We start from the raw sequence: 24,644 nt of genomic DNA on the forward strand, positions 1-24,644 counted from the left end.
TGTGCGCCATTTTTGTACTTTATTACAAAAAATTATTTTTTGTAGGAACGAACTTGATTATCCAGACGCTGATTTGCACGAGCTGCATCGTCTTTAGCGGCTTGAATGTCAGTACGTACTGCATTCACGTCATTGCTCAGTTGATCAACTTTTGCATTCAGAGTCTGAACGTCAGAAGACAGTTGGTCAACTTTAGCAGTGCTTGAACAACCAGCCAACAGAGTAGAAGCCAGAACTACTGCACCCAGTACAATTTTAGTACGATTCATTATAATACCCTCTAGATTTAAGTTAATCTCCAAGTAGCCATATAAGTATTACACAAAGTTTTTTAGAAAGAGAATAAATTTTTATCATGAAAACCAATTATTTCAAATTTTCTCTTTAGTGGGCGGGTAATTTTCATCTGAATCTAAAAAAACAAAACCATTGCGTAACATTTTAATCAAAGAAATCCTATTCCATAAGGGGATGATATTCTCCGAAATAATTTTAGTTAAAAATTCTTATAAATAAAAAACACCACATCAAAGCCATCTTGCGTCTATTGATTCATAGGGACGTGTCTTACATGGAGACATTTCGCATACATAAATTTAGGGTTTCGCTTAAAACAAATTTGTTAACTGAATCTTATTGTAGATAAGCCTCTTGACAATACTCAGGTTGAATCCTAGGCTCAAATTCAAACTGGTAAGAGGAGTCTTCTATGCTAATTGATCAATCCAACGAGTATTTTAACATCACCGTTAACAACGGGGTCGCTCATTTGCAGCTCAGTCGCCCTGAAAAGGCAAACAGTCTGGCACTGGCGTTCTGGAAACTATTTCCGGAGGCAATAGAGCAATTCAGTCGCTCAGGAGAGGTTCGGGCAATGGTAATCTCTGCGCAAGGCAGTGCATTCTGTGGTGGGCTTGACTTGCAAATTTTCGCCTCCAGCAAAGAAACTCATACGACTAATCCTAATGAGCGGGAAGCTATGCAGTTTAGCTTATTACAGATGCAGGAGGCGATAAGTGTATTGGAACGTGCCCGCTTCCCGGTCATTGCCGCAGTACAAGGAGCATGTCTTGGTGCAGGATTTGATTTAATTGCTGCATGTGATTTTTGTTTTGCTTCTGAAAATGCGAAGTTTCGTATAGAGGAAACCAATATCGGTATGATGGCTGACTTAGGTATCCTTCAGCGTCTGCAACATCTGATCCCTGGCGGCATGGCCCGCTATCTTGCACTTACAGGGGATACACTGAATGCTGCTCAGGCTTATGATTTAGGACTTGTGGTAAAGATCTTCCCTTCTGTGGAGACATTGATTGAGGGGGCTTTAGCGACTGCCCGACGTATAGCGGATAGGCCTCCGGTTGCTATTAACGGGGTTAAACGAGCCATGCTTTACAGTCGTGATCATGGTGTTGACGAATCATTACAACAAACAGCACTTTTACAAGCTTCGATTTTTAGTCGTCAGGATATTTTGTGCTCGATTCAGGCAAAAGCGGCCGGAACAACAAATGAGTTCCAGAATTTAAACGAAGTAGGTAAAGCTTTTGATGAACCATGATTAAGACAGAGATGTCGATAACATGCAAAGTGAGTTTGCCGCAAATGACGTAATGCTGGGGAACATCATCGTGGTTAAGCCATTTTCTGATCAAGAGGGATAGAAAATGGCGTTATTATTAGGGTACTGGTGGCATATAGAAAGAATTGATGTTTAAAGTTTGCTGTTTCTGAAAGCGACCTATGGTTGATGACCACTTATTTATGTGAATCTACCTTTTGTTTATATGTTGTTTAAATATTATGTAATTTGTCTTCCTAAATCGACTTTCATATTCATTTGTCATTAGGAATATTGTGCTAGTTGATAAAAAAGACTTGATTTTTATATGCACTTGTTAAAAGAATCTACCACTGACTACCGAGTCTTTATTTGGTTTTAGATCCGCTTGATACCGAACTTTGGTGATCTGGCTGGGGTGGTATCGGATTAGCAGGGTCTGAAACACCGCCATGTTTGCGGTATTTCAGAAATAAAGCTACATATCAAATTAAAGAACGTGGACAGACGATGTATTGGTTGTACCACTTGGTACTAGAGCGCCAGATACCATAACCACAATTTCACCTTTTTTCGCCAGCCCACTGACCAGTGCTGCTTCTTTACCGATGCGGTAGAAATCGTCGGTAGATGCGATTTCTTTAACGATTTGAGTAGAAACACCTTTAACTAATAGCAATTGGCGTGCAGTCACTTCATTAGTGGTTAATGCCAGAATAGATGCGCCTGGGAAGTACTTACGGATAGATTTAGCAGATTTACCGCCATAGGTTGCGACTACAATCAGGGGGGCTTCCAGTTTTTCAGCTGTTTCAACGGCGCCACGGCATACTGCTTCGGTCACGCGCAATTTGCGGCAATTGACAGCTTCAATGCGGCTTGGCATGACACGATCTGTGCGCTCACAAATCGTTGCCATGATAGTCACCGCTTCTACTGGATATTTGCCTTTTGCACTTTCACCGGAAAGCATAACTGCATCAGTACCATCCAAAATGGCGTTAGCTACGTCGCCGGCTTCAGCACGGGTAGGGCGTGGGTTTTTGATCATGGAATCGAGCATTTGAGTTGCAGTGATAACAACTTTGCGGGCCATGTTGCATTTTTGAATCATCATCTTCTGGGCGAAGATAACTTCTTCTACCGGGATTTCAACACCGAGGTCGCCACGGGCAACCATGATCCCATCAGAAGCTTCCAGGATCTCATCAAAGTTGTTCAGACCTTCCTGATTTTCAATCTTAGAGATGATTTGAATCTTTTCCCCACCGTGCGCTTTCAAATGTTCGCGGATTTCCAGAACGTCAGAGCGTTTACGGATGAAAGAAGCAGCGACGAAATCAACACCTTGTTGGCAACCAAAGACTAAATCTTGTTTATCTTTTTCTGCCAGGGCTGGCAGGCTGATAGATATCCCAGGCAGGTTAACCCCTTTATTTTCGCCCAAATCACCGTTGTTCAAAACCTGACAAATGACTTCTGACTGAGTGACTTTTTTAACTCTCATGCCGATCAAGCCGTCATCAACCAGGATTGTGTTACCTGGAGCCAGATCCGCAGGGAAACCACTGTAAGTTACAGCAACACGGTCTTTATTACCAATAACGGTCGTGTCGGTGGTAAAAGTGAAAGTCTGACCAGCAGTCAGGGAAACATCATTGCCACCTTCCAGCTTCATGGTTCGAATTTCAGGGCCTTTAGTATCCAGCAGGATAGCTGCCGGTTTGCCTGTCTTAGTCATAACTGAACGGATATTTTGAATACGCTGGCCGTGCTCTTCATAGTCTCCGTGCGAAAAGTTGAGGCGCATAACATTCATGCCTGCATTCAACAGTTCGGTCAGTTTTTCTTCGGATTCTGTTTTTGGTCCGATAGTACAAACAATTTTGGTTTTTTTCATGACAATCTATCTACGGGTTTTAATGGATAAAATAGTGAACCACCAACTTTCATGGTTTGCGCAGATACCATCGGGTGCTGAATGTTGCGCAACATCATTAAGAACAGGTGACGGGGAAGACATGCAGTGTTTTGTGTGTGAATTCAGGCACATGTAATTATGTGAACTTATGCATACTATCAATCTGTCATTTTTCAGCATTCAGTAAATTAATGTGCTGAAACCATTCAACTATAAATTGGGCCGTATTATAGAGACTTATTTCTGTGAAATGAATCAAAAAATGATTATATGAATTAATTATAACGTTAGGACGAAGAAATAACGCAAATAACAGCAGGGATTATAATTTATTGCTCAATTTTCTGATGAAAAATCAATTGATTATTTCAGAACAAAAGAATGATTTCAGAGATTTGGTGCGTCCGAGTGGACTCGAACCACCGACCCCCACCATGTCAAGGTGGTGCTCTAACCAACTGAGCTACGGACGCACTAAAAAGAGAGGACTATCAATCAAGCAATTTGGTGCGTCCGAGTGGACTCGAACCACCGACCCCCACCATGTCAAGGTGGTGCTCTAACCAACTGAGCTACGGACGCAATCTAAATTGCATTGGTGACAACGGGGACGAATATTAACGGCGAGTTAGCCTTCTGGCAAGGGGAATAATACAAATTGTTGTTCAACTGTTCGTATTTGCATCTGTTACAGCGAATTTGTCGTTTATTCCGTCAGTTAAATATTCGTCCCCGGTTTTAGGGAAAGCAAATCAGTGGCTTGAGCGTTGCAGAACTACCTCGTCTGATTGTTTTTGTGTCCACAAAATGCGGCAGGATATCATCACTGCTGATGCGGTCAGGCCAATAATAAAGCCGATCCAGAACCCTTGTGGCCCCATAGCAGGTACAACATAATCGGTTAATCCCAGAATGTAACCACTTGGCAGCCCCAGTATCCAGTAGGCGATGAAAGTGATATAGAAGATCGAGCGCGTATCTTTATAGCCACGTAAAACACCGGAGCCCACCACCTGTATGGCATCAGACAGTTGGTAAAAAGCGGCAAACAGCATCAGATTTGACGCCATGATGATAACGTCAGGATTGTCGTTATACATCAAGGCAATCGGCTCGCGCAGAATGGCAGTAAAGGCTGCGGTTAAGCAGGCAAACATCAAACCGACGGCAAGACCGGCATAAGCTGATATCCGGGCATTTTCGGTAGATTTTTTCCCCAGGTTGTAGCCAATGCGGATAGTGGTTGCTGCGGCTAAAGATATTGGGAACATAAACATCAATGAACTGAAATTCAGTGCAATCTGGTGCCCGGCAACCGCGGTAATGCCTAAAGGGGTGACCAATAATGCCACTATCGCAAACAGCGTAATTTCAAAAAACACGGCCATAGCAATAGGCAAACCAAGGGCCGAAATGCGTTTCAAGGTATGCCATTCAGGTGCCGCAAAACGATGTTTAGGGCGGATATCCTTTTGTGATGATGAATGTTTCACATACCAGCGCATTGACAGGAACATGGCCCAGTAAACACTGGCAGTAGCGACACCGCAGCCAATACCACCCATCGCGGGAGCACCGAATTTACCGTAAATGAGTACGTAGTTAATCGGAATGTTAATTAATAACCCTAAAAAACCAATGATCATTCCCGGTTTGGTTTTCGATAAACCTTCACATTGATTACGGAGTACCTGATAAAACAGATAGCCCGGCGCACCCCACATTATTGCGTGGGTAAATCCAACCGCTTTTTCTGCCAAAAGCGGGTCTATATTGTGTTGCCTGTCAATAAGAAATTTGCTGTTGTATAGAATAACAATAATTATAATTGAGAGGAAAGTCGCTAACCAAAATCCTTGCTGAGTTTGACTGGCAATCAGGTTTCTGCGACCAGAACCATTCATTTGTGCAATGATTGGTGTCAAAGCTAATAGTAAGCCGTAACCAAATAAAATCACTGGCAGCCAGATAGAGGTACCAACAGCAACCGCGGACATTTCTGTTGCACTGACGCTACCTGCCATAACTGTATCCACAACCCCCATTGCAGTTTGTGAGAATTGGGCAATAATGACGGGGATCCCCAGAGCAAGCAGACTACGCGCTTCTTTTAAATACTTCTGCACGTATTACACCTTTTTGAAAGTAAAAAATATTAAGGAAAACTCCTGCATATAAGAAACGATTTTTGAAAAATCAACCGTTTACTAACTGGGATATTGTATCTGTTTAATACTATATTAGCCAACAATAATGCTGAGTTTATATTCAAATGTTCAGATGGTATTTATAAGTGGCAACTTGATATAAACTAACTAATAATTTTACATGGTCATTAAGAGGTTCTCCTATGTTCACTGGTATCGTGCAGGGAAAAGCACCATTAGTTGCTATTGATGAAAAAAACAACTTTCGAACTCATATCGTTAAATTTCCGGTTGAATTATTGCGAGGCATTGAAACAGGAGCATCGGTTGCTAATAACGGTTGTTGTCTGACGGTAACCAAAATAGAAGGCGATGAGATCAGTTTCGATTTAATGAAAGAAACTTTACGCTTGACCAATCTTGGTGATTTACAGGTAGGGGATTATGTAAATCTGGAGCGGGCCGCTAAATTTGGTGATGAAATTGGTGGGCATTTGATGTCCGGCCATATTATTACTGTTGCTGAGATAGCTAAAATTTTCACTTCAGAAAATAATCATCAAATATGGTTCCGGGTCCACAATAAGCAATTGATGAAATATATTCTTCATAAAGGGTTTATCGGCATTGATGGGATTAGCCTGACGATTGGTGATGTAGTGAATAATCGTTTTTGTGTCCACCTTATTCCTGAAACACTGGAGCGTACAACATTGGGCAAAAAACGTCTTGGTCATAAAGTGAATATTGAGATTGATTCACAGACTCAGGCGCTTGTCGATACAGTGGAGCGCGTCCTTGCTCAGAAAGAGCGGGAACAAGTTATCTTTCAGCCTCCAGTCACTGTTATTGGCGAATAATCAATAAATAAGAAGCGATAGGAGGGTTTTCTTGTCGCTTCCGAACAAAATTAACTTGTATACCAACAAGGCTCGCTGAGCCTGTTAATAATCCTTTTGTGATTTACATCTCAGTATCTTGCGTATTGTGTTACTTAATATGGTTATCATTGTTACTATTGTGTTAATGTGCTTTTTCGTAAAGTGCAGGTTAACCTTACAATTATATTTTTGAGACTATCTTATGGAAAACGCGATTGAGTTAGATGAATGGCTTGAAGAACCTACACATGATGATGCTGTTGAAATGATGAATGCACAAGCTGTTGTACCTTTCGGTACAGCACTTTGGCCTTAATGGTTCCCTATAATAGAGCCCTTAGTGGTTCTCTATAATTTAAGTAAGGGGGTTTCCCCTTACTTAAAGATAAATAGGATTGCTCTCATGGATAAAAGTTTTGAAAATATGTATCGTTGTTTATCATATCACCCTGCAATTTCGGATAAAGTAAGACATGGTGAATGTATAAAGATATTTATTGGATCTGATACTGAGCATAGCGATATTGCACAAAAGTTGCATGGGTACAAAAAGAATTTTAATGTAAAATCTGATTTCGCTTTTTTAGAAGAAACATCAGCAGACGATGTAAAACAAAAAATATCCGATTGCGATTTATTTATTTTTCTTTACGCATCATCAACATTAAAGAACGCATCTCCACAAGGGCCAGAATATTTAATCAAAATAAGAAAATTTATTACTGAATCGTGGAAGAAATCAGTACTGTTTAAAGATTATGGCCCTCATTTTATTGAGGCATTCAGCGAATCACAAACATCAATAACAGAAAGAAACAAAAAATTGATTGAACTATCAAGCCGATCACAGAAGATTCAATATACAGATAATCAAGGAAGCTCAATTGTAGGTTATTTGGATAGAGACCATCAGTGGACATCCATTGATGGTAATGGAAATCTTGATGTTATTCCTGGGGAAATTGCGAGTCATATAAAGAACCTTAGCGGTAGGGTTAGTTTTAGTGGCACTTTTTTGAGTACTGCGCCATTCGCCATAAAATATGGAGTTGTCAATGATATGATGACGATAAATATAAAAGAGGGTGAAATCATTGGGTTTGATTGTGATAATGTGGAATTTAATAGAGATTTTAATTTATATCTAAACCATAATCACGGAAATCGAATCGTTGAAGAATTTGGTATTGGCACCAATACGGGAGTGAAAGCACTTTACGGCAGAAATGCGGGTTTTGAAGAACGTCATCCTGGTTTACATCTTGGCTTGGGAGGTGGTGTAAAGGGAAGTCATCATTTAGATTTGATATTTTCTGGTGGAAAAATAGCATTTGATCAAACGACCTTTTTTGATAATGGCTATGTTGGTTCTTTTCGTTAGTGAAAAATACATTTATAAGCTACAGTGGGAACCTACTGTAGCTTTTGGTTAATTACCGGGCTACCCGTAACCCGCCTTCAATACCTTTTGGGCTGAACATGATTTGCCATAATTGAATATCGCGCGCACGAAATGCACCTGCACTGGCATTCAGGTAATAGCTAAACATGCGTTTAAATGTTGGACTATAGTTATCTTGTATCTCCGGCCAACGGGCAATAAATCTTTCATGCCAGGCCATCAGTGTGCGATCATAATCGGCACCAAAATTATGCCAATCTTCCATAACAAAACGGCTTTTGCTGGTGTGTGCTATTTGTTCAAGAGAAGGCACGCAGCCATTAGGAAAAATATATTTGCTGATCCACGGGTCAGCGCTGACTTTGCTTTTGTTGGAGCCGATGGTGTGTAGCAGGAATAAACCATCAGGTTTCAGGTTTCTTTGAACAACGTCGAAGTAGGTCAAATAATTTTTAGGCCCGACGTGTTCAAACATACCAACAGAAACAATTCTGTCAAATTGCTGATGTAAATCCCGATAGTCTTTTAGAATAATGTTTACGTCCAGATCTGCACATTGTTTCTGTGCGTATTTCTGTTGTTCAGCCGAAACGGTTACTCCGGTTACGAAAACACCATAGTTTTTTGCAGCATAAATTGATAGCCCACCCCAACCACACCCAATATCCAGCAGAGTCATACCTGGAGAGAGTTCTAATTTCTCGCAGATGAGCTTCAATTTATCAAGTTGAGCCTGTTCTAATGTTTCTGCTTGTTTCCAATATCCGCAGGAATATTGCATATAAGGGTCAAGCATGCGGGTAAAAAGATCATTGCCTAAATCATAATGTTTATGACCGACAATCCATGATCGTTTTGGAGTTTGTAAATTACGTAAGCGGGTTATTGCGATTTTCAGTGTATCTTTGAAATTACTGGGAATTTTATTTTCTAATCCAGCACGTAAAATGCGATAAAAGAAAATATCTAACCGCTCACAATCCCACCAGCCATCCATATAACTTTCACCTAATCCCATTGAACCCTGTTGTAAAACTCTTTTATAGAAATCAGGGTTTTTTACCTGGATATCATAGGGATTGTGACCATTAATCTGAACCCCTGCTTCTTGTAGCATTTCATTGGCAATTCGCTGCCAGAAATTAGTGACGATTTTTTGGTTTTCAATGTGCGATGAACTCATATACTCTCCAAGGTTAGGGTGATGGAATATTGAGGGGGGTTCGTTTTAGCTAACAAAGCAGAATGCGAGGGAGCAAAATGCAAAAAGTAGCAAAGAATTAAAGCGAGAAACCCTAAAAATGACTAATCCATAAACTTAATCGGGGCCATCATTGCTCCTGAAAACCTCAAATTCAGGTTATTTATAATAAGGAGCTTGTATGAGTATAAAAGCGGAAAGTTGTTTCATCAATTAATAAATAAAGACTGTAATTAATTGATAATTAACAGTCTTTATTGAAGTAATGATTTGATTAATATCAGGAATGTTTTTCAACAGATTGAATACAGCTATCAGCTTTTTTTTTCCACTGTATAAAATATCCTAATGCCATCAGAATAACGGTAGAAGCCATGACAGTGGTTGTCGATATAAGCGGATTGTTAATAAATGCTGAAACAATCAGGCTGGCAATAAAACAGAGCCCTAATTGGAGCGTGTTTTGCAATGCGGCGGCTTTTCCACTGTCTTGTGGGTAAGCGGATAAAGCATTAGCGACTGCAATTGGATATGAAGCACCATTCATAGCGGCCATAAAACAGAAAGGGACCAGAATCGTGAACATAGTTGGTTCGCTGAATTTTGCGATTAAATACAGCACAATCATGCTGACAGCATAGCCAACCAACAGATAAGGGAAAACAACTTCACTTCTTATTTTGGTCAAGATACTGCGGCACCCATAACCACCGGCCATAAAGGCTAATGTTTGTGGCACGTAACTCAAACCGATGTCGTTTGGGCTATAGCCCATATTACCGAGAATAAAAGGTGAACCTGTTAGCCAGGCGAAAAAACCAGCGCTGCATGATGCAAATATCAGGACGTTGCCACTGAACACCGGCGATTTTAGTAACGTAAAGAAAGATACATGGCTTTTCTGCGTTTCAGTCTCACTCTTTTTTTTGCGGTTTTCTTGCAGAAATAGAGTAGGCAACAGCAGTAATAATGTAATTGCCAGTAATACCAGGAAAATGATGCGCCAGCCGCCATGTTGTAACAGCCAGGCCCCTATCAAAGGCGCCAGGGCGGGGGAAAGTGCGACCAGGGGCATGATCGTGGCAAAAACGCGTTTGGTATGGTTGGCATCATAACGATCAATAACTAATGCTTGCCATGAAACCGCGGCTGAACAAACACCTATGGCTTGGATAAAACGCAAAACTAAAAGTTGCGTGGCGTCTGTTATCCAAAGCATACCCAGACAGCCAACAGAAAACATTGATAACCCGGTGATAATAATAGGCTTTCTTCCAAAGCGATCTGAAAGAGGCCCCCACAAAAGTTGAGCAAAGGCAAAACCTGCAAGAAAGATGCTCAGGCTGGCACTGATTGCTCCCGCCGATGTGCCCAATTCTTGTTGCATAGGGCCGAATGCCGGTAGATACATATCAATAGCCAGATAACCCAGCATACTCAAGCCTGCAAGGTAGAACATGAACTGACTTGAGTTTTTCATTTGATTACTCTCTTTGGATATCATGATTGAAATAACTTGCTGTGAATAGGTAGATAAGAATATTTGTACATATTCTATATGCCGTGATTTTTACTTGTGAAACGGTAATATTTGGATAATGCTATGAAAAAAATTGAAAGGTAAAATTATGTGGTCAGAATATTCACTTGAAGTTGTGGATGCTGTTGCCAGAACGGGAAGTTTTAGTGCTGCTGCAACGGAACTTCACCGCGTCCCTTCTGCGATCAGTTATACCGTAAGGCAGCTGGAAGAGTGGCTTGCCGTCCCGTTGTTTGAACGTCGTCATCGGGATGTGGAATTAACTGAATCAGGCAGTATTTTTATCAAAGAGGCTCGCGCTGTTATCAAAAAAATGATTGACACGCGTCATCAGTGCCAACAGGTTGCAAATGGCTGGAGAGGGCAGTTCAGTATTGCGATTGACCGGGTTGTTAAACCAGAACGCAGTCGTCAGCTTATTCTTGATTTTTATCACCATTTTCCTGATATAGAGCTGTTTATTCATCAGGAAGTATTCAATGGTGTATGGGACGCGCTGGTGGATGGCCGGGTTGATGTTGCAATTGGGGCCACCCGGGTAGCGCCGGTAGGGGAAAGGTACAGTTTCAGGGATATGGGGTTTATGCCCTGGCTGTGTGTCGTCAGTACGGGTCATGCTTTAACTCAGCTGACGGGTCTACTGTCTGATGATCAAATGCGACCTTATCCTAGCTTGTGTCTTGAGGATACATCCCGCAATTTACCGAAGCGTGATACCTGGACTCTGGATAATCAGCGCAGGCTGGTGGTACCTGATTGGGAGTCTGGTCTGGCTTGTCTGAATGAGGGTTTATGTGTGGGAATGGTCCCGAAGCATAGGGCAATGCCACTGATCCGGCAGAAGAAACTGGAAGCATTGGAATTAGAGCAGCCTTTGCCAGATAGCCCATGTTGTTTGACATGGGTGCAAAATAGCCATTCTCCGGCATTAAGTTGGCTTCTTGGTTATCTCGGCGATAGTGAAACTCTTAATGCTGAATGGCTTCAGGATGAATAGGGAGGATTAACGGCGATAGTCGATAAATGGGCCATCTGTGACAGAACGCCGTTCAACCAAACGTGGATGTACTTCAATAGTTTGTGCATCTTCACGTTTACTGACTATTCTGTCCAGTAACATAGAAAATGCCATTTGCCCCAGACGTTCTTTTGGCTGATGGATAGTTGTCAATGCTGGAGAGAAATAGCGGGCGTTGCGTATATTGTCGTAACCGATCACAGAAATATCCTGTGGGACGCGTAATCCTAATTCATCAGCAGCACAAATAGCCCCCATTGCCATCACATCGCCACCACAGAAAACTGCGGTCGGACGCTGTTTTTGATTCAGAATTTGATGCATGGCTTTGTAGCCCGATTCTGGTTCAAAATCCCCTTGAACAATCCACTCTTCTCTGATTGGAATACTGGCTTCTTTTAATGCTTTTAAGAACCCCTGATGACGGCCACCACCGGTGTTTCGTGCTAAGGGACCAGGGATCGCACCAATATCACGATGACCACGCTCAATAAGATAGCGACCAGCCAGATAACCGCCGTGGAATGCGTTATCAATAATAGTATCAGTGAAATCACCTCTGGCTTGTCCCCAATCCATGACGACCATGGGAATATGGCGATAATCTTCCAACATTCCCAACAACTGTTCCGGGTATTCTGAACACATCACCAGCAATCCATCCACCCGTTTTTGTGCCAGCATGGCCAGATAGGCTTTCTGTTTATCAATGTTATTGTGTGAGTTACACAAAATCAGCGTATAGCCTTTGCTATAACAACTGTTTTCAACGGCTTCAATGACTTCAGCAAAATAGGGGGCTTCGCTGGATGTTGCCAGTAATCCGATCGATTTTGTATGGTTAACTTTCAGACTGCGAGCAACGGCACTGGGTGAATAACTCAATTCTTTGATAGCAGCCCAAACGGCGGCCTTGGTATCTTCGGCGACGAAACGGGTTTTATTAATAACATGGGATACGGTAGTGGTTGAAACGCCAGCGTGTTTAGCCACATCTTTGATCGTTGCCATGAGATGAAAGACTCCTGACCTTTTGGTCTAAATTTAAAACTCTTTGTTAATTGTTTGCCAGTATCTTTATACATTAGGGTGTCTGCTGGCAATAAATTAGCGATAAATCCTGAATTTTGTCTGATCTGGCTCAAAAGTGAAAGCAATAATCAATGTTATAAAATACAGGGTAATCGCTATTTTATGTTTTTTCCTTAATGTTAAGGATAATTAACCATGTTAACTGAATGGTATTTGTGGTTATAGACTTCTATTCTGAGGGGGATCGATGAATACCGATTTGAAGCTTGGCTTATTTACTGCGGTGAGCACGTTGGTGATGATTGCCATTTTTGCCGCTGTTTGCGTGATCTTTGCCTGATGTTTTGAATTGATTAGGTGATGTAAAAATTGGGTTTTATATTGAAAGGAAAGAGGGCAGGCAGCTTCAATGGCTTATCTGCCCTTTGAATATAACAGTCAAAAAGAGACCATCTGTTCAAGGATAAGAAAATATCAGGATGCATATTAGTGAAAGAAAATGGTATTCTCCGCCAATATTGTGACGATGTTGGTTTAAAGGAAATAAAAATGACGACTATTGATAAGATTGAGCGCCAAATTAAAGAGAACCCGATTCTGCTGTATATGAAAGGCTCTCCTAAATTACCAAATTGTGGATTTTCTGCACAGGCTGTTCAGGCTTTATCTGCATGTGGTGAACGTTTTGCTTATGTAGATATTTTGCAAAATCCCGATATTCGTGCAGAATTGCCAAAATATGCTAATTGGCCAACTTTTCCTCAGCTTTGGGTTGAGGGGGAGTTGATAGGTGGATGCGATATTATTATTGAAATGTATCAACGAGGTGAGCTACAAACATTAATTAAAGAGACCGCTGATAAATATCGCTCTCAAGACGAAAACGCAACAGAATAATTTTTAAATTAGCGACAGGCTATTGTGCTATCTCCCCATATGTAGATATATGGGGGTTTTTGTTATTGCTTAAATTTCAATTTGATTATATTAATCTTATAGTTAGCTATAAGTCTATCCGGTTTTTTCTTCTTCTGCTGTTGCTAATGGCCAACCACCAAGTTGTTTCCAGCGATTAACCATTTCACAGAATAATTCAGCGGTGCGCTCAGTATCATATAAGGCGCTGTGAGCCTGAGTATTGTCGAATGGGATCCCGGCTGTAGCACAGGCTTTTGCTAAAATCGTTTGTCCTAATACCAGACCGCCTAAAGCAGCTGTATCAAAAGTCGCAAATGGATGAAACGGATTCCGCTTCAGTCTGGCGCGTTCTGCGCCAGCCATAACAAAGCTATGATCAAAGTTAGCATTGTGCGCAACAATAATGGCCCGGCTGCAATGATTGTTTTTTATCCCTTTACGGACCATTTTAAAAATAGCGTGTAAAGCTTCATATTCGCTTACTGCGCCACGTAGCGGATTTGATGGATCGATGCCGGTAAACTCTAGGGCTGCTGGTTCAAGATTTGCTCCCTCAAATGGCTCAATATGGAAATGAAGTGATTCACTGGGCACCAGCCAACCTTGATCATCCATCTCCAGTGTGATGGCGGCAATTTCAAGTAACGCGTCTGTTTTGGCATTAAAGCCGCCAGTTTCAACATCAATAACGACAGGGTAATAACCTCGAAAACGTCCACTAAGGACGTTTGGCTCTTTTTTATCAAACATCAGATTGAGTTACCCAGGGCGTTGCTGGCATTTTTATTTTCAATAAGTTCAATTTTGTAACCGTCTGGATCTTCAACGAAAGCAATAATGGTTGTTCCACCTTTTACCGGGCCGGCTTCACGGGTAATGTCACCCCCCGCTTTGCGGATACATTCGCAAGTGGCTGCGACATCATCAACACCCAATGCTATGTGACCAAAGGCCTCTCCCATTGCATAATGGTCAACTCCCCAGTTATAAGTTAACTCGATCACCGCCCCTTCGCTTTCATCTGTGTAGCCAACGAAGGCGAGTGAGTACTTATATTCTGTATTCTCACTGACGCGCAGCAGGCGCATTCCTAATACTTTAGTGTAAAAGTCGATGGAGCGTTGTAGATCACCTACGCGGATCATGGTATGGAGTAAGCGCATAATTACCTCTAATTTAATGGTTTTCTCAGTATTTTTGTGCGGCAGGCCGCACAAAAACTACTAACTATAACGTGTCTTACGGTTACAGTTCAATTTATCCATAATTATAATTTATTCTCATCTGGGTTTATAATTAAATATAGCATGTGAATTGTATAGGAAACGGGATGTGATGGTCGAGCAACTAGAGTTCTTTGCTATTCCCAGTCCTTGTCGAGGAATTTGTCAGGCTAATGAGCGGGGCTTTTGTTTGGGATGTTATCGCAGTCGGGAAGAAAGATTTAATTGGATGAAAATGTCAGATGGACAAAAGCGTGAAGTATTGAGATTGTGCCGGCAAAGATATTTACGTGCAGTGAGAGCACAAAATCAGACAGATGAAGAATTGCCTGAGCAGCCATCCCTATTTTAATTAGAAAATTTTGAGGTTATTAGAGTTAACAATTCAATGATTTACTTATATAGGGTTATATTTTTGGCAAAGTTATAAATGTTCTACTATAATTTAAGGTGTTTTGTTTGTTATTTTTTTATTTATTGCTCAATGGGATGACTAACAGTTTTTATTTTAAATGTTTTTATAACTTTATGTTTTAAATGGAATTTTAAGTTTGATTGTGTGACAAATGTAAAATAAAAACAACATTAATGTAAAAATAGATAGCTTAGCATTTAGATGACAGCTATCCTTATAGTACTTGGAATAAAGTATTGAATGATATTTATTGGTTTCTATTTGTTTGTATTCATAGTTCTGATAGTTTTTGTGTTAAAAATATTGTATGTTAATTGTTTTGTTCTGAATTGAATTTAAGTTTAGTTGTTCTTGGTTATAGTTACCTGAATTAGTTAGTTACTAAGAGTTTACTGTGATTACACAGAAGTTATATATACTTTTTTAAGGCTAATTAGCCTGATTTAGAAAAATTTGGCTGTTATGTTTAGTAGGCTAGTTATTTAAGGAGGGACAATTGGAATCTACATTGGGATCAGATCTGGCACGGTTAGTCCGTATTTGGCGTGCTTTAATTGACTATCGTTTAAAGCCGTTGGAATTAACTCAGACTCATTGGGTAACGTTATACAATATTAGCCGGTTACCTCAGGAGCAATCTCAGATACAGTTGGCGAAAGCTATCGGTATCGAACAACCATCTTTAGTCAGGACATTAGATCAGCTTGAGGAAAAAAGACTTATCACCCGGCATACTTGTGCCAATGATCGTCGTGCAAAAAGAATCAAGCTGACTGAAGACTCTGCGTCGGTTATTAGGGAGCTAGATGGTGTTATTGAATCGACAAGAAATGAGATTCTGGAAGGTATTTCACGCGAGGAACTTGCTTTTCTTTCCACTTTAGTTCAGAAACTAGAGCAAAATATTATCCAATTACAGAGTAGATAGTAATGACGATATCCATGAAATGCTAACCAGATGAAAGAAAACCGCGGCTTACAAAGCTGAAGTCACGGTTTTCTTATCTATATTTTATTGTCGAGGTGAAACGGTAATGTTACTGCCTTGGCCTGCGATTCTGACACGTTGGCCTTTACTGAAGACTGTTTTACCTTGTTTTTGAACAACAATGATGCTTTCACCGCTGTCACGACGAATTTCCAGTTCTACACCTTTAGTTGTGTTGAGTGCCCCCTGAATGTTTTGACCTGCAACACCACCGGCAACCGCGCCTGCGGCAGTCGCCAATGTGTTACCACTACCACCACCAATAGTATTGCCGACCAGGCCACCCAGAACTGCGCCACCGATAGCACCTAATACATTCTCATTGCTGCCAGCTTGAATGTTGACAGGACGAACGGAAACAACCGTACCGTAGGAGATTGTCTGGACTTGTTTAGCCTGTCCGGCAGTATAAGTATCACCAGAAAGGGAATCGGTGTTGACACAGCCTGATAATGATGCGACTGCAACCGCGCTAACTAAAAAATGCTTAAACATAGTAACTCCTGATTTTGATGCCTGACTGCGGAAATCTGATAGCTTATGGGCAACCAGGCTACAACCGGCATTGGCAACAAGTAATAAAAAATTTATTCGGATAGAATAGTCGGTACATTAGCAATCTAGTGCTAAACATATATTAAACGTCAATAGAGATTTTTAAAAGGAATAGCTATTAATGAAAAATTCCGCATTTTTTGTGAAGTCGTTTCCAAAACTTAGGTTTTATTCCGTTGTTTTCCTATTAGCCATATACAGCTAAAACCACCGCGCTTTATAGTTATTGGCGTGGTTTCTGATTTTATCAAGGTAGATTCTAAGCAGGAAGGCAAATTAATGGTTATGAAGTCAGGTCGCTATATTGGTGTAATGTCGGGTACAAGTTTGGATGGGGTTGATGTAGTGCTTGCCGCAATCAACGATAAAGTTGTTGCTCAACAAGCCAGTTATTCACATCCGTTCCCACATGAACTGAAGCAGAGAATTCTCGCAGTTTGTCAGGGGCAACAAACGACATTATCCGAAATAGGCAGGTTGGATTATGAATTGGGTTCTTTATTCGCTGAAGCCGTACAAGGTTTACTGGTTAAAACAGGGTTAACCTCAAATGAGATTATTGCGGTGGGGTGTCATGGGCAGACCGTTTGGCATGAGCCAGACAGTCACACGCCTTTCACCATGCAGCTTGGCGATAATAACCGTATTGCGGCTTTAACCGGGATGACGACTGTTGGTGATTTTCGCCGGCGGGATATGGCATATGGTGGGCAGGGCGCGCCATTAGTGCCGGCTTTTCATTTTGCCGTGTTAGGTCATCCAACAGAACGCAGGATAATTCTCAATATCGGTGGTATTGCCAACATAACGACGCTATTACCTGGCTCGTCAGTCAAAGGGTATGACACCGGTCCGGGTAATATGCTGATGGATAGCTGGGTATGGTGCCATCAGAAAAAACCTTATGATAAAGATGGTCAATGGGCACGAGAAGGTATCGTTAATAACGGCTTGCTCAGACAAATGCTTTCTGATCACTATTTTTCACGACCAGCCCCTAAAAGCACCGGCCGGGAGTATTTCAATATGAGCTGGCTGGAGGCACAATTGATTAATTTCACTGATGTATCTCCTGTTGATGTTCAGGCCACACTGGCCGAACTGACGGCGGTGTCTGTGTCACAACAAATTATGTTGAGCGGTGGGTGTGAACGTCTGCTGGTTTGTGGTGGTGGCGCGCGTAATCCACAAATAATGAATCGACTTTCTGCATTATTGCCGGGGACGGAAGTGTGTCCGACAGATAAATATGGTCTTAGCGGTGATGATATGGAAGCGCTGGCATTTGCTTGGTTAGCATTCCGTACGATGTCAGGTGCTACAGGAAATTTACCCTCGGTCACTGGTGCCAGTACTGAAACTATTTTAGGTGCAATTTATCCTGTTACTAATGAATAACAATGATAAGTTGTCTGGTATTTGATAAATCATAAGCAGAGTTGCATAATGTCAGGGCGAAATGAATTTGATGTTGCAGAGCTACGCCGCGAATATGTTCGTGGCGGGTTAAGACGTAAAGATTTGACCAAAGAACCCATTGAACTTTTTGAGCGTTGGCTCAAGCAGGCATGTGAAGCCAAATTGTATGATCCAACGGCAATGTGCATTGCAACGGTCGATGAGACTGGTCAGCCGTATCAACGTATTGTGTTATTGAAGCATTTTGATGCCAATAGTTTGGTTTTCTATACAAATTTAGGCAGCCGGAAAGCGAAACATTTGGCGCAGAATAACAAAATCAGCCTTCATTTCCCTTGGCATCCACTGGAAAGGCAGGTTTCTTTTCTGGGTAAAGCTGAACGTCTTTCTCCTGTTGAAGCAGTGAAATATTTCCATAGTCGCCCCAAAGATAGTCAGATTGCTGCATGGGCGTCGCAACAATCTTCCCGTATTTCCACGCGCGGTGTTTTGGAAGGGAAATTCCTTGAGCTGAAACAGAAATTCTTAAATGGTGAGGTTCCTTTACCCAGTTTCTGGGGGGGATTTAAAGTGACCTTTGACTCTGTTGAGTTTTGGCAAGGTGGTGCAAATCGGCTCCATGACCGGTTTATTTACCAACGGGAAGGCGATAGCTGGCATATTGACAGGCTTGCACCATAAATCGTGGATTACCATTTTTAGTACTGGCACTTATAGTATTGGCGTTTTATGCTATGCCGCGCTCTTTTTGAATCGCGATTTATATACCCTATAGATTTCAAGATGCATCGAGACGGCAAGGGAGCGAATCCCCGGGAGCATAGCGAACTATGTGACCGGGGTGAGCGAGTGCAGCCAACAAAGAGGCAACTTGAAAGATAACGGGTATACAACAGACAAAATAAACAAACTGATGGAGTCATTAATGTCTAGCAATAACCTGATAAAACAACTGCAAGAGCGGGGCCTCATTGCCCAGGTTACGGATGAAAATGCGTTAGCAGAGAGACTGGCGCAAGGCCCTGTTTCCCTCTATTGTGGTTTCGATCCGACCGCTGACAGCTTGCATTTGGGGCATCTGGTTCCCTTGCTGTGTTTAAAACGATTCCAACTGGCCGGGCATAAGCCTGTGGCGTTGGTCGGTGGGGCGACAGGTTTGATTGGTGATCCAAGTTTCAAAGCCACTGAACGTAAATTGAATACCGAAGATACCGTTAAAGAGTGGGTAGAAAAAATCCGCAGGCAGGCTTCACCTTTCCTGGATTTTGATTGTGGTGAGAACAGCGCTAAAACAGCCAATAATTATGATTGGTTTGGCAACATGGATGTTTTGACTTTCCTGCGTGATATTGGCAAGCATTTCTCAGTTAATCAGATGATTAACAAAGAGGCGGTTAAGCAGCGTCTGAACCGTGATGATGTAGGTATTTCTTTCACTGAGTTTTCTTATAACTTGCTGCAATCGTATGACTTTGCCCGCCTGAATGAAGTACATGGTGTTGAGTTGCAGATTGGTGGTTCTGACCAGTGGGGGAATATTACTTCTGGTATTGATTTAACCCGTCGTATCAACCAGAAACAAGTATTTGGTATGACTGTTCCGCTGATCACTAAATCTGATGGCACTAAATTTGGTAAGACAGAAGGTGGGGCCGTTTGGTTGGATCCGAAGAAAACCAGTCCATATAAATTCTATCAATTCTGGATTAACACTGCGGATGCCGATGTCTATCGTTTCCTGAAATTCTTTACCTTTATGAGTCTTGAAGATATTGATGCTTTGGAAGAAGAAGACAGGAACAGTGGTAAAGCGCCTCGTGCCCAGTATGTGTTGGCAGAGCAAGTTACTGGCATGGTGCATGGTGCAGAAGGGTTGGCGGCTGCTAAACGTATTACAGAAAGTTTGTTCTCCGGTGCGGTTGCTGATTTGACCGAAGAGGATTTTGCTCAACTGGCACAGGATGGTATGCCGGTAATCGAGTTGGAAAAAGGTGCAGATTTGCAACAGGCTTTGGTTAATGCTGGGTTAGTCCCTTCTCGTGGTCAAGCACGTACCATGATCAGTTCCAACGCTGTTGCAGTTAATGGTGAAAAGCAGTCTGAACCTGAGTACGTGTTTACTGACAGTAATCGTCTGTTTGGTCGTTACACATTGTTGCGTCGCGGCAAGAAACACGATTGCTTGATCTGCTGGAAATAACCAATATTGCGTATATACCCAATAGATTTCAAGTTGCAGCGCGGCGGCAAGTGAACGCCTCCCCAGGAGCATAGATAACTCTGTGACTGGGGTCAGTGAAAGCAGCTAACAAAGCAGCAACTTGAAAGATGAAGGGTATAAATGGGTAATGGTAATGTTGCCCTTTTTCTTACCATGATTTTACCTTACAAACAGAAGCCAGAATAAAAATATAGGCCACAATTGTGAAAAATATCCTTTCGATTCAATCTCATGTTGTCTTTGGGCACGCTGGTAACAGTGCTGCGGAATTCCCTATGCGCCGGATGGGGGTAAATGTTTGGCCGTTGAACACTGTCCAGTTTTCAAATCACACCCAATATGCTCAATGGAAAGGGTGTGTTATGCCGGCTGACCATCTCACCGAAATCGTTCAGGGCATTGAAGAAATTGAACAGCTCAAATCTTGTAGTGCGGTTCTGAGTGGATATATCGGTTCACCAGAGCAGGGTAGTCATATTATCGATATAGTGAAACGGGTAAAAGCGGCGAATCCTGATGCCTGGTATTTCTGTGATCCTGTTATGGGACATCCAGAAAAGGGTTGTATTGTTGTGCCGGGGGTTGCTGATTTTTTGTGTGAAAAAGCGCTCCCTGTGAGTGATATCATTGCACCAAATTTGCTGGAGCTTGAAACGCTCAGTATGCAGAAAGTGACCAATGTAGAACAGGTGGTTACGGCTGCTCGATCTCTGTGCGAAAGAGGGCCGGATGTTGTACTGGTTAAACACCTTAGTCGTGCTGGTTATCGGGCTGATCGTTTTGAAATGTTATTAGTGACTCAAAAGCATAGTTGGCATGTTAGTCGGCTTTTGGTGGATTTTGGCGAACGTCAGCCGGTTGGCGTTGGTGATTTAACCAGCGGTTTGCTATTAGTTAATCTATTAAAAGGAGAGTCTTTACAAACCGCTCTTGAACATGTCGCTGCTGCGGTTTATGAAGTGATGATAACAACCAAAGATATGAACGAATATGAGTTACAGATTGTAGCTGCTCAAGACAGAATGGTGACACCTGACCATGAATTCCGTGCGACACAATTAGATTAATACGTAATTAGATTAATAATGTATTTAACCGTTCCACTGAGGTTGTGTGGAACGGTTTATTTATCTGTAAATCAAATTAATCCTTCAGCTTTCAATGCATCACGAACATTTGGGCGTTCTGCAATTTTTTCCTGATAAGCTTTAAGATGTATCAGGCCGGATAAATCTAGCTGAACCAAAGGTGCCCAGCTACTGACCGTAAATAAATAGGCGTCAGCAACAGTAAAATTATCTCCGGTAATGTAGGGCTGTTTTGCCAATACTTCATTTATATAATTGAACTTTTTAAACAGATTACTAATGGCAACAGGACGATAATCTTCCGGTGTTCCTGGTAAAAACAGTGGCGAATATCCTTTATGAATTTCACTGGAAATATAACTGAGCCATTCAAGCTGGTGATATCGCTCCATCGTCCCAGCGGGTGCAATTAATTTTCTTTCCGGTTTCTGGTCTGCAATATACTGAACAATTACAGATCCTTCGGTAAGGATCTCATTGTTATCTAACAGGAGAGTAGGCACCTGGCCTTTTGGGTTAACTGCGAGAAAGTTGTCACCGTTCTCCGTTTTTTTCGTTTTTAGATCAACTTTAATAACACTGAAATCAATCCCTGCTTCACGAAGTATGATGTGAGGAGATAGGGAGCAAGCTCCAGGTTGGTAATAAAGTTTCATGTATCGCTCCTTAAAAATTTCCGGTAATGAATAATGGGACAAAGGAACTCAGTCCGGCGTTTGTCATAGCCTTGATATATATTACCACGACATATGGGAATATGTTATGTCAAATTGATAATTAAACAGATATGAGGTGGTGTGATTGTATCGTGATGAGATTTTTCTATGTAATTGATATTCTGTTCTTTTTGTAATTTTTTTAATAGATTGGTAGCTAATATAGAAATCTATCGTCAATTCTGGATACAATTACTTATCCAGAACTGATCAGCATTTTTTGTTATATAGCATATTTACATCTAATTATATTATGAAAAATGAATAATAGAGATTATTGATAATTTCAAAATTAATATTGTATTACTTATAAGATAATTAATATATTATTCTTATTAAATGATTTATAATCATAAGAAAATAAATTGAATTTATTTGTCAAGTCACTAAAATAAACCATGCATTGCCTATAATTTCTTGTGAAAATATCTTTTTTATTTTCTTTATTAAAATGTTCAATTAAATCATTATAAGTGTTATTAATTACTCTGATTTGTCCATTAAGCCTACTCACTGAATTGTTTATAGTTTTCAGGCTAAATGAAACATCTGATATGTTTAAAATAATTTCTTTCATCAATAAAGATATTTTATATATTTGTTTTTTATCTTCTTCGTTGGGAATGTTTTTTAATAATTTTTGGATTTTTATATGTGTTTTTTCTGCGAAATTTTTCTTACACTCAAAATTAACTTTAGCTGTTTCAAATGGTTGTGTTATTTTTGAAATAAAATCATTTACCTTACTAAAATCTGATTCAATTTCTTTCAATGTATGACTGATTCTGGCAATATAACCATGACCCAGATATCCACAGCCAAGTGATCCTAAATAATTTGTTACTTTTTTTATATTATTAATAATTGTGTCAATATCTTGTTCATCGAATTTATATGCATACTCATAATTTTCCAATGCTGATGGCCAGCCATATAATGATCGACTAAACTCATCCCAAAAATATTCAATTTCTTGTGAGGAGTCATAATTTTTCAGACATTCTGGTAGTGTTATATTCGTAATTGATTTAAACATATTGGATATAATTAAAAAGTCATTTTTCATTTTATTCACCTTGCTAAAATAATAAACATTATTAAACCCTATAAAAGTATGAAATATAATATCTGAACTAAAAGGTTAAAATGATAATAAAAATAAAATATTGTACTGATAATCGACTTTATGAAAGTTAACTTATTGATTATATTAAAGGACAGATTACTGATTAGTGCAAGGAAATGAGATAATATTTTTTATTTCATTAAAATAATCATAAGGTGATATCATTTAACCCCTTAATTATAAAGGCTTTAATCGATTTTCAAAAATGTTTTTTATATTTTAATTTAAAATTAATCTTTATCTATAAGTGATAATTTAATTAGGAAATTAATGTATTATTTTTATCAATAATAAAAGGCCTGAAAAACTCATTTTCCCGGCCTTTTACGCTAATCATTAAGGATGATTAATCGGATTATCTCAATTCCAACTCATTCATTGCTGCAATACTAAAACCACCGTCAACATGCAGGATTTCACCAGTAATACCGCCGGACAGATCCGAACACAAAAATGCCGCAGCGTTACCGACATCTTCAGTTGTCACAGTACGGCGAATTGGGTTAATGGATTCACAGTGAGCCAGCATTTTACGGAAATCTTTGATGCCAGAAGCGGCTAAAGTGCGGATAGGGCCGGCAGAGATACCGTTAACACGAATACCTTCCGCACCCATAGTATTAGCCATATAACGCACGTTAGCTTCCAGAGACGCTTTTGCCAGGCCCATCACGTTATAGTTAGGGATTGCACGCTCTGCCCCTAAATAGGTGAGGGTCAGTAAAGCAGAATGTGGATTCAGCATTTCACGGCAAGTTTTTGCCATAGCAACAAAGCTATAAGAACTGATGTCGTGTGCGATTTTGAAACCTTCACGGGTAACGGCATTCACATAGTCACCATCTAATTGATCAGCAGGTGCAAAACCAATGGAGTGAACAAAGCCATCGAATTTTGGCCAGACTTTTGCCAATTCAGTGAACAGGGCTTCAATACTTTTATCTTCAGCAACATCGCAAGGTAGAACGATAGTAGAGCCCAGGGAAGCAGCAAATTCTTCAACACGCGGTTTCAACTTGTCATTCTGATAAGTGAAAGCCAGTTCGGCTCCCTGATCATGCATTGCTTTTGCAACACCATAAGCGATGGAGAGTTTACTGGCGACGCCAGTGATCAGAATGCGCTTGCCGGTCATAAAGCCCATAACAGTATCCTTGTGTGATAACGCCAATAATGATATTAATGGATTAAAATTGCTAACAGAGACAATATCAATATGGCATTTTATTGTTAATAAACCCAGTGATTCTATCACGCTGGAGAGAAATGTGC

General features: G+C 40.7%; 23 protein-coding genes and 2 tRNA genes. 11 read left to right on the forward strand and 14 right to left on the reverse strand.

Annotation, left to right across the window (positions count from 1 at the left end):
• Nucleotides 1-32: 32 nt before the first annotated feature.
• Nucleotides 33-269, reverse strand: coding sequence for a major outer membrane lipoprotein (locus C5470_RS03265; protein WP_036849495.1), 237 nt, complete (start codon nt 267-269; stop codon nt 33-35).
• A 440-nt stretch (nt 270-709) separates the two neighbouring features.
• Here C5470_RS03265 and C5470_RS03270 point away from each other — a divergent pair, with 440 nt between their 5' ends.
• Complete coding sequence (locus C5470_RS03270) at nt 710-1,561, forward strand: enoyl-CoA hydratase-related protein (protein ID WP_166285913.1); 852 nt, start codon at nt 710-712, stop codon at nt 1,559-1,561.
• Nucleotides 1,562-2,051: 490 nt separating this feature from the next.
• On the opposite strand, the gene pykF is transcribed toward C5470_RS03270, so the two are convergent.
• From pykF to C5470_RS03290, 4 genes are all read right to left on the reverse strand, one after another.
• Nucleotides 2,052-3,461, reverse strand: a complete 1,410-nt coding sequence (gene pykF, locus C5470_RS03275; protein WP_166285915.1) for a pyruvate kinase PykF — start codon at nt 3,459-3,461, stop codon at nt 2,052-2,054.
• A 417-nt stretch (nt 3,462-3,878) separates the two neighbouring features.
• Nucleotides 3,879-3,955, reverse strand: a tRNA-Val gene (locus C5470_RS03280).
• A gap of 32 nt (nt 3,956-3,987) precedes the next feature.
• Nucleotides 3,988-4,064: transfer RNA gene (locus tag C5470_RS03285), tRNA-Val, on the reverse strand.
• Nucleotides 4,065-4,234: 170 nt separating this feature from the next.
• Nucleotides 4,235-5,608, reverse strand: coding sequence for an MATE family efflux transporter (locus C5470_RS03290; protein ID WP_166285917.1), 1,374 nt, complete (start codon nt 5,606-5,608; stop codon nt 4,235-4,237).
• Between the two features lie 224 nt (nt 5,609-5,832).
• Between C5470_RS03290 and C5470_RS03295 the strand changes: the two genes are divergently transcribed.
• Both C5470_RS03295 and C5470_RS03300 read left to right on the forward strand, forming a co-directional pair.
• A complete protein-coding gene (locus C5470_RS03295) occupies nt 5,833-6,489 on the forward strand; it encodes a riboflavin synthase subunit alpha (protein WP_166285919.1) in 657 nt (218 codons plus the stop codon).
• Nucleotides 6,490-6,913: 424 nt separating this feature from the next.
• Complete coding sequence (locus C5470_RS03300) at nt 6,914-7,891, forward strand: CgnE/CgnB domain-containing protein (protein WP_166285921.1); 978 nt, start codon at nt 6,914-6,916, stop codon at nt 7,889-7,891.
• A gap of 52 nt (nt 7,892-7,943) precedes the next feature.
• On the opposite strand, the gene cfa is transcribed toward C5470_RS03300, so the two are convergent.
• Both cfa and punC read right to left on the reverse strand, forming a co-directional pair.
• Nucleotides 7,944-9,095, reverse strand: a complete 1,152-nt coding sequence (cfa, locus tag C5470_RS03305) for a cyclopropane fatty acyl phospholipid synthase (RefSeq protein WP_166285923.1) — start codon at nt 9,093-9,095, stop codon at nt 7,944-7,946.
• A 298-nt stretch (nt 9,096-9,393) separates the two neighbouring features.
• Nucleotides 9,394-10,593: a purine nucleoside transporter PunC gene (gene punC / locus C5470_RS03310; RefSeq protein WP_166285925.1), complete on the reverse strand. Its 1,200-nt coding sequence runs from the start codon at nt 10,591-10,593 to the stop codon at nt 9,394-9,396.
• A gap of 148 nt (nt 10,594-10,741) precedes the next feature.
• Here punC and punR point away from each other — a divergent pair, with 148 nt between their 5' ends.
• Nucleotides 10,742-11,650, forward strand: a complete 909-nt coding sequence (gene punR, locus C5470_RS03315; protein WP_166285927.1) for a DNA-binding transcriptional activator PunR — start codon at nt 10,742-10,744, stop codon at nt 11,648-11,650.
• A gap of 6 nt (nt 11,651-11,656) precedes the next feature.
• On the opposite strand, the gene purR is transcribed toward punR, so the two are convergent.
• Nucleotides 11,657-12,682 (reverse strand): HTH-type transcriptional repressor PurR, encoded by a 1,026-nt coding sequence (gene purR, locus C5470_RS03320; protein WP_166285929.1) that lies wholly within the window; start codon nt 12,680-12,682, stop codon nt 11,657-11,659.
• A gap of 570 nt (nt 12,683-13,252) precedes the next feature.
• Here purR and C5470_RS03325 point away from each other — a divergent pair.
• Nucleotides 13,253-13,600 carry a Grx4 family monothiol glutaredoxin gene (locus tag C5470_RS03325; protein ID WP_166286338.1) on the forward strand — a complete coding sequence of 116 codons (348 nt, stop codon included), beginning with the start codon at nt 13,253-13,255 and terminating at the stop codon, nt 13,598-13,600.
• A 114-nt stretch (nt 13,601-13,714) separates the two neighbouring features.
• On the opposite strand, the gene rnt is transcribed toward C5470_RS03325, so the two are convergent.
• Together rnt and gloA are read right to left on the reverse strand one after the other, a co-directional pair.
• Nucleotides 13,715-14,371: a ribonuclease T gene (rnt, locus tag C5470_RS03330; RefSeq protein ID WP_166285931.1), complete on the reverse strand. Its 657-nt coding sequence runs from the start codon at nt 14,369-14,371 to the stop codon at nt 13,715-13,717.
• The gene (gene gloA, locus C5470_RS03335; RefSeq protein ID WP_166285933.1) at nt 14,371-14,784 is read right to left on the reverse strand and encodes a lactoylglutathione lyase; all 414 of its coding nucleotides are present in this window, start codon (nt 14,782-14,784) and stop codon (nt 14,371-14,373) included. Before gloA ends, rnt begins: the two co-directional genes overlap by 1 nt.
• Before the next feature lie 172 nt (nt 14,785-14,956).
• On the opposite strand from gloA, the gene C5470_RS03340 reads away from it, so the two are divergent.
• Together C5470_RS03340 and slyA are read left to right on the forward strand one after the other, a co-directional pair.
• Nucleotides 14,957-15,196, forward strand: a complete 240-nt coding sequence (locus tag C5470_RS03340; RefSeq protein ID WP_166285935.1) for a DUF1289 domain-containing protein — start codon at nt 14,957-14,959, stop codon at nt 15,194-15,196.
• 559 nt (nt 15,197-15,755) lie between these two features.
• The gene (gene slyA / locus C5470_RS03345) at nt 15,756-16,187 is read left to right on the forward strand and encodes a transcriptional regulator SlyA (RefSeq protein ID WP_046976046.1); all 432 of its coding nucleotides are present in this window, start codon (nt 15,756-15,758) and stop codon (nt 16,185-16,187) included.
• A gap of 84 nt (nt 16,188-16,271) precedes the next feature.
• On the opposite strand, the gene C5470_RS03350 is transcribed toward slyA, so the two are convergent.
• The gene (locus C5470_RS03350) at nt 16,272-16,742 is read right to left on the reverse strand and encodes an outer membrane lipoprotein (RefSeq protein WP_166285937.1); all 471 of its coding nucleotides are present in this window, start codon (nt 16,740-16,742) and stop codon (nt 16,272-16,274) included.
• Nucleotides 16,743-17,087: 345 nt separating this feature from the next.
• Between C5470_RS03350 and anmK the strand changes: the two genes are divergently transcribed.
• The 4 genes from anmK to pdxY all read left to right on the forward strand — a co-directional run bounded on the left by anmK (nt 17,088) and on the right by pdxY (nt 21,509).
• The gene (gene anmK / locus C5470_RS03355; RefSeq protein WP_166286340.1) at nt 17,088-18,200 is read left to right on the forward strand and encodes an anhydro-N-acetylmuramic acid kinase; all 1,113 of its coding nucleotides are present in this window, start codon (nt 17,088-17,090) and stop codon (nt 18,198-18,200) included.
• Nucleotides 18,201-18,248: 48 nt separating this feature from the next.
• Nucleotides 18,249-18,902, forward strand: coding sequence for a pyridoxamine 5'-phosphate oxidase (gene pdxH / locus C5470_RS03360; RefSeq protein ID WP_166285939.1), 654 nt, complete (start codon nt 18,249-18,251; stop codon nt 18,900-18,902).
• A 244-nt stretch (nt 18,903-19,146) separates the two neighbouring features.
• Entirely contained in the window at nt 19,147-20,421 is a 1,275-nt protein-coding gene (gene tyrS / locus C5470_RS03365; RefSeq protein WP_166285941.1) for a tyrosine--tRNA ligase, read from the forward strand.
• 224 nt (nt 20,422-20,645) lie between these two features.
• Nucleotides 20,646-21,509: a pyridoxal kinase PdxY gene (gene pdxY, locus C5470_RS03370; RefSeq protein WP_166285943.1), complete on the forward strand. Its 864-nt coding sequence runs from the start codon at nt 20,646-20,648 to the stop codon at nt 21,507-21,509.
• A gap of 71 nt (nt 21,510-21,580) precedes the next feature.
• On the opposite strand, the gene gstA is transcribed toward pdxY, so the two are convergent.
• The 3 genes from gstA to fabI all read right to left on the reverse strand — a co-directional run bounded on the left by gstA (nt 21,581) and on the right by fabI (nt 24,516).
• Entirely contained in the window at nt 21,581-22,186 is a 606-nt protein-coding gene (gene gstA / locus C5470_RS03375) for a glutathione transferase GstA (protein ID WP_166285945.1), read from the reverse strand.
• A 367-nt stretch (nt 22,187-22,553) separates the two neighbouring features.
• Nucleotides 22,554-23,312, reverse strand: a complete 759-nt coding sequence (locus C5470_RS03380; protein WP_166285947.1) for a hypothetical protein — start codon at nt 23,310-23,312, stop codon at nt 22,554-22,556.
• Nucleotides 23,313-23,727: 415 nt separating this feature from the next.
• Nucleotides 23,728-24,516, reverse strand: coding sequence for an enoyl-ACP reductase FabI (fabI, locus tag C5470_RS03385; RefSeq protein WP_166285949.1), 789 nt, complete (start codon nt 24,514-24,516; stop codon nt 23,728-23,730).
• Nucleotides 24,517-24,644 lie beyond the last annotated feature (128 nt).

Source organism: Photorhabdus stackebrandtii, assembly GCF_011189495.1.
Taxonomy (GTDB): domain Bacteria; phylum Pseudomonadota; class Gammaproteobacteria; order Enterobacterales; family Enterobacteriaceae; genus Photorhabdus; species Photorhabdus khanii.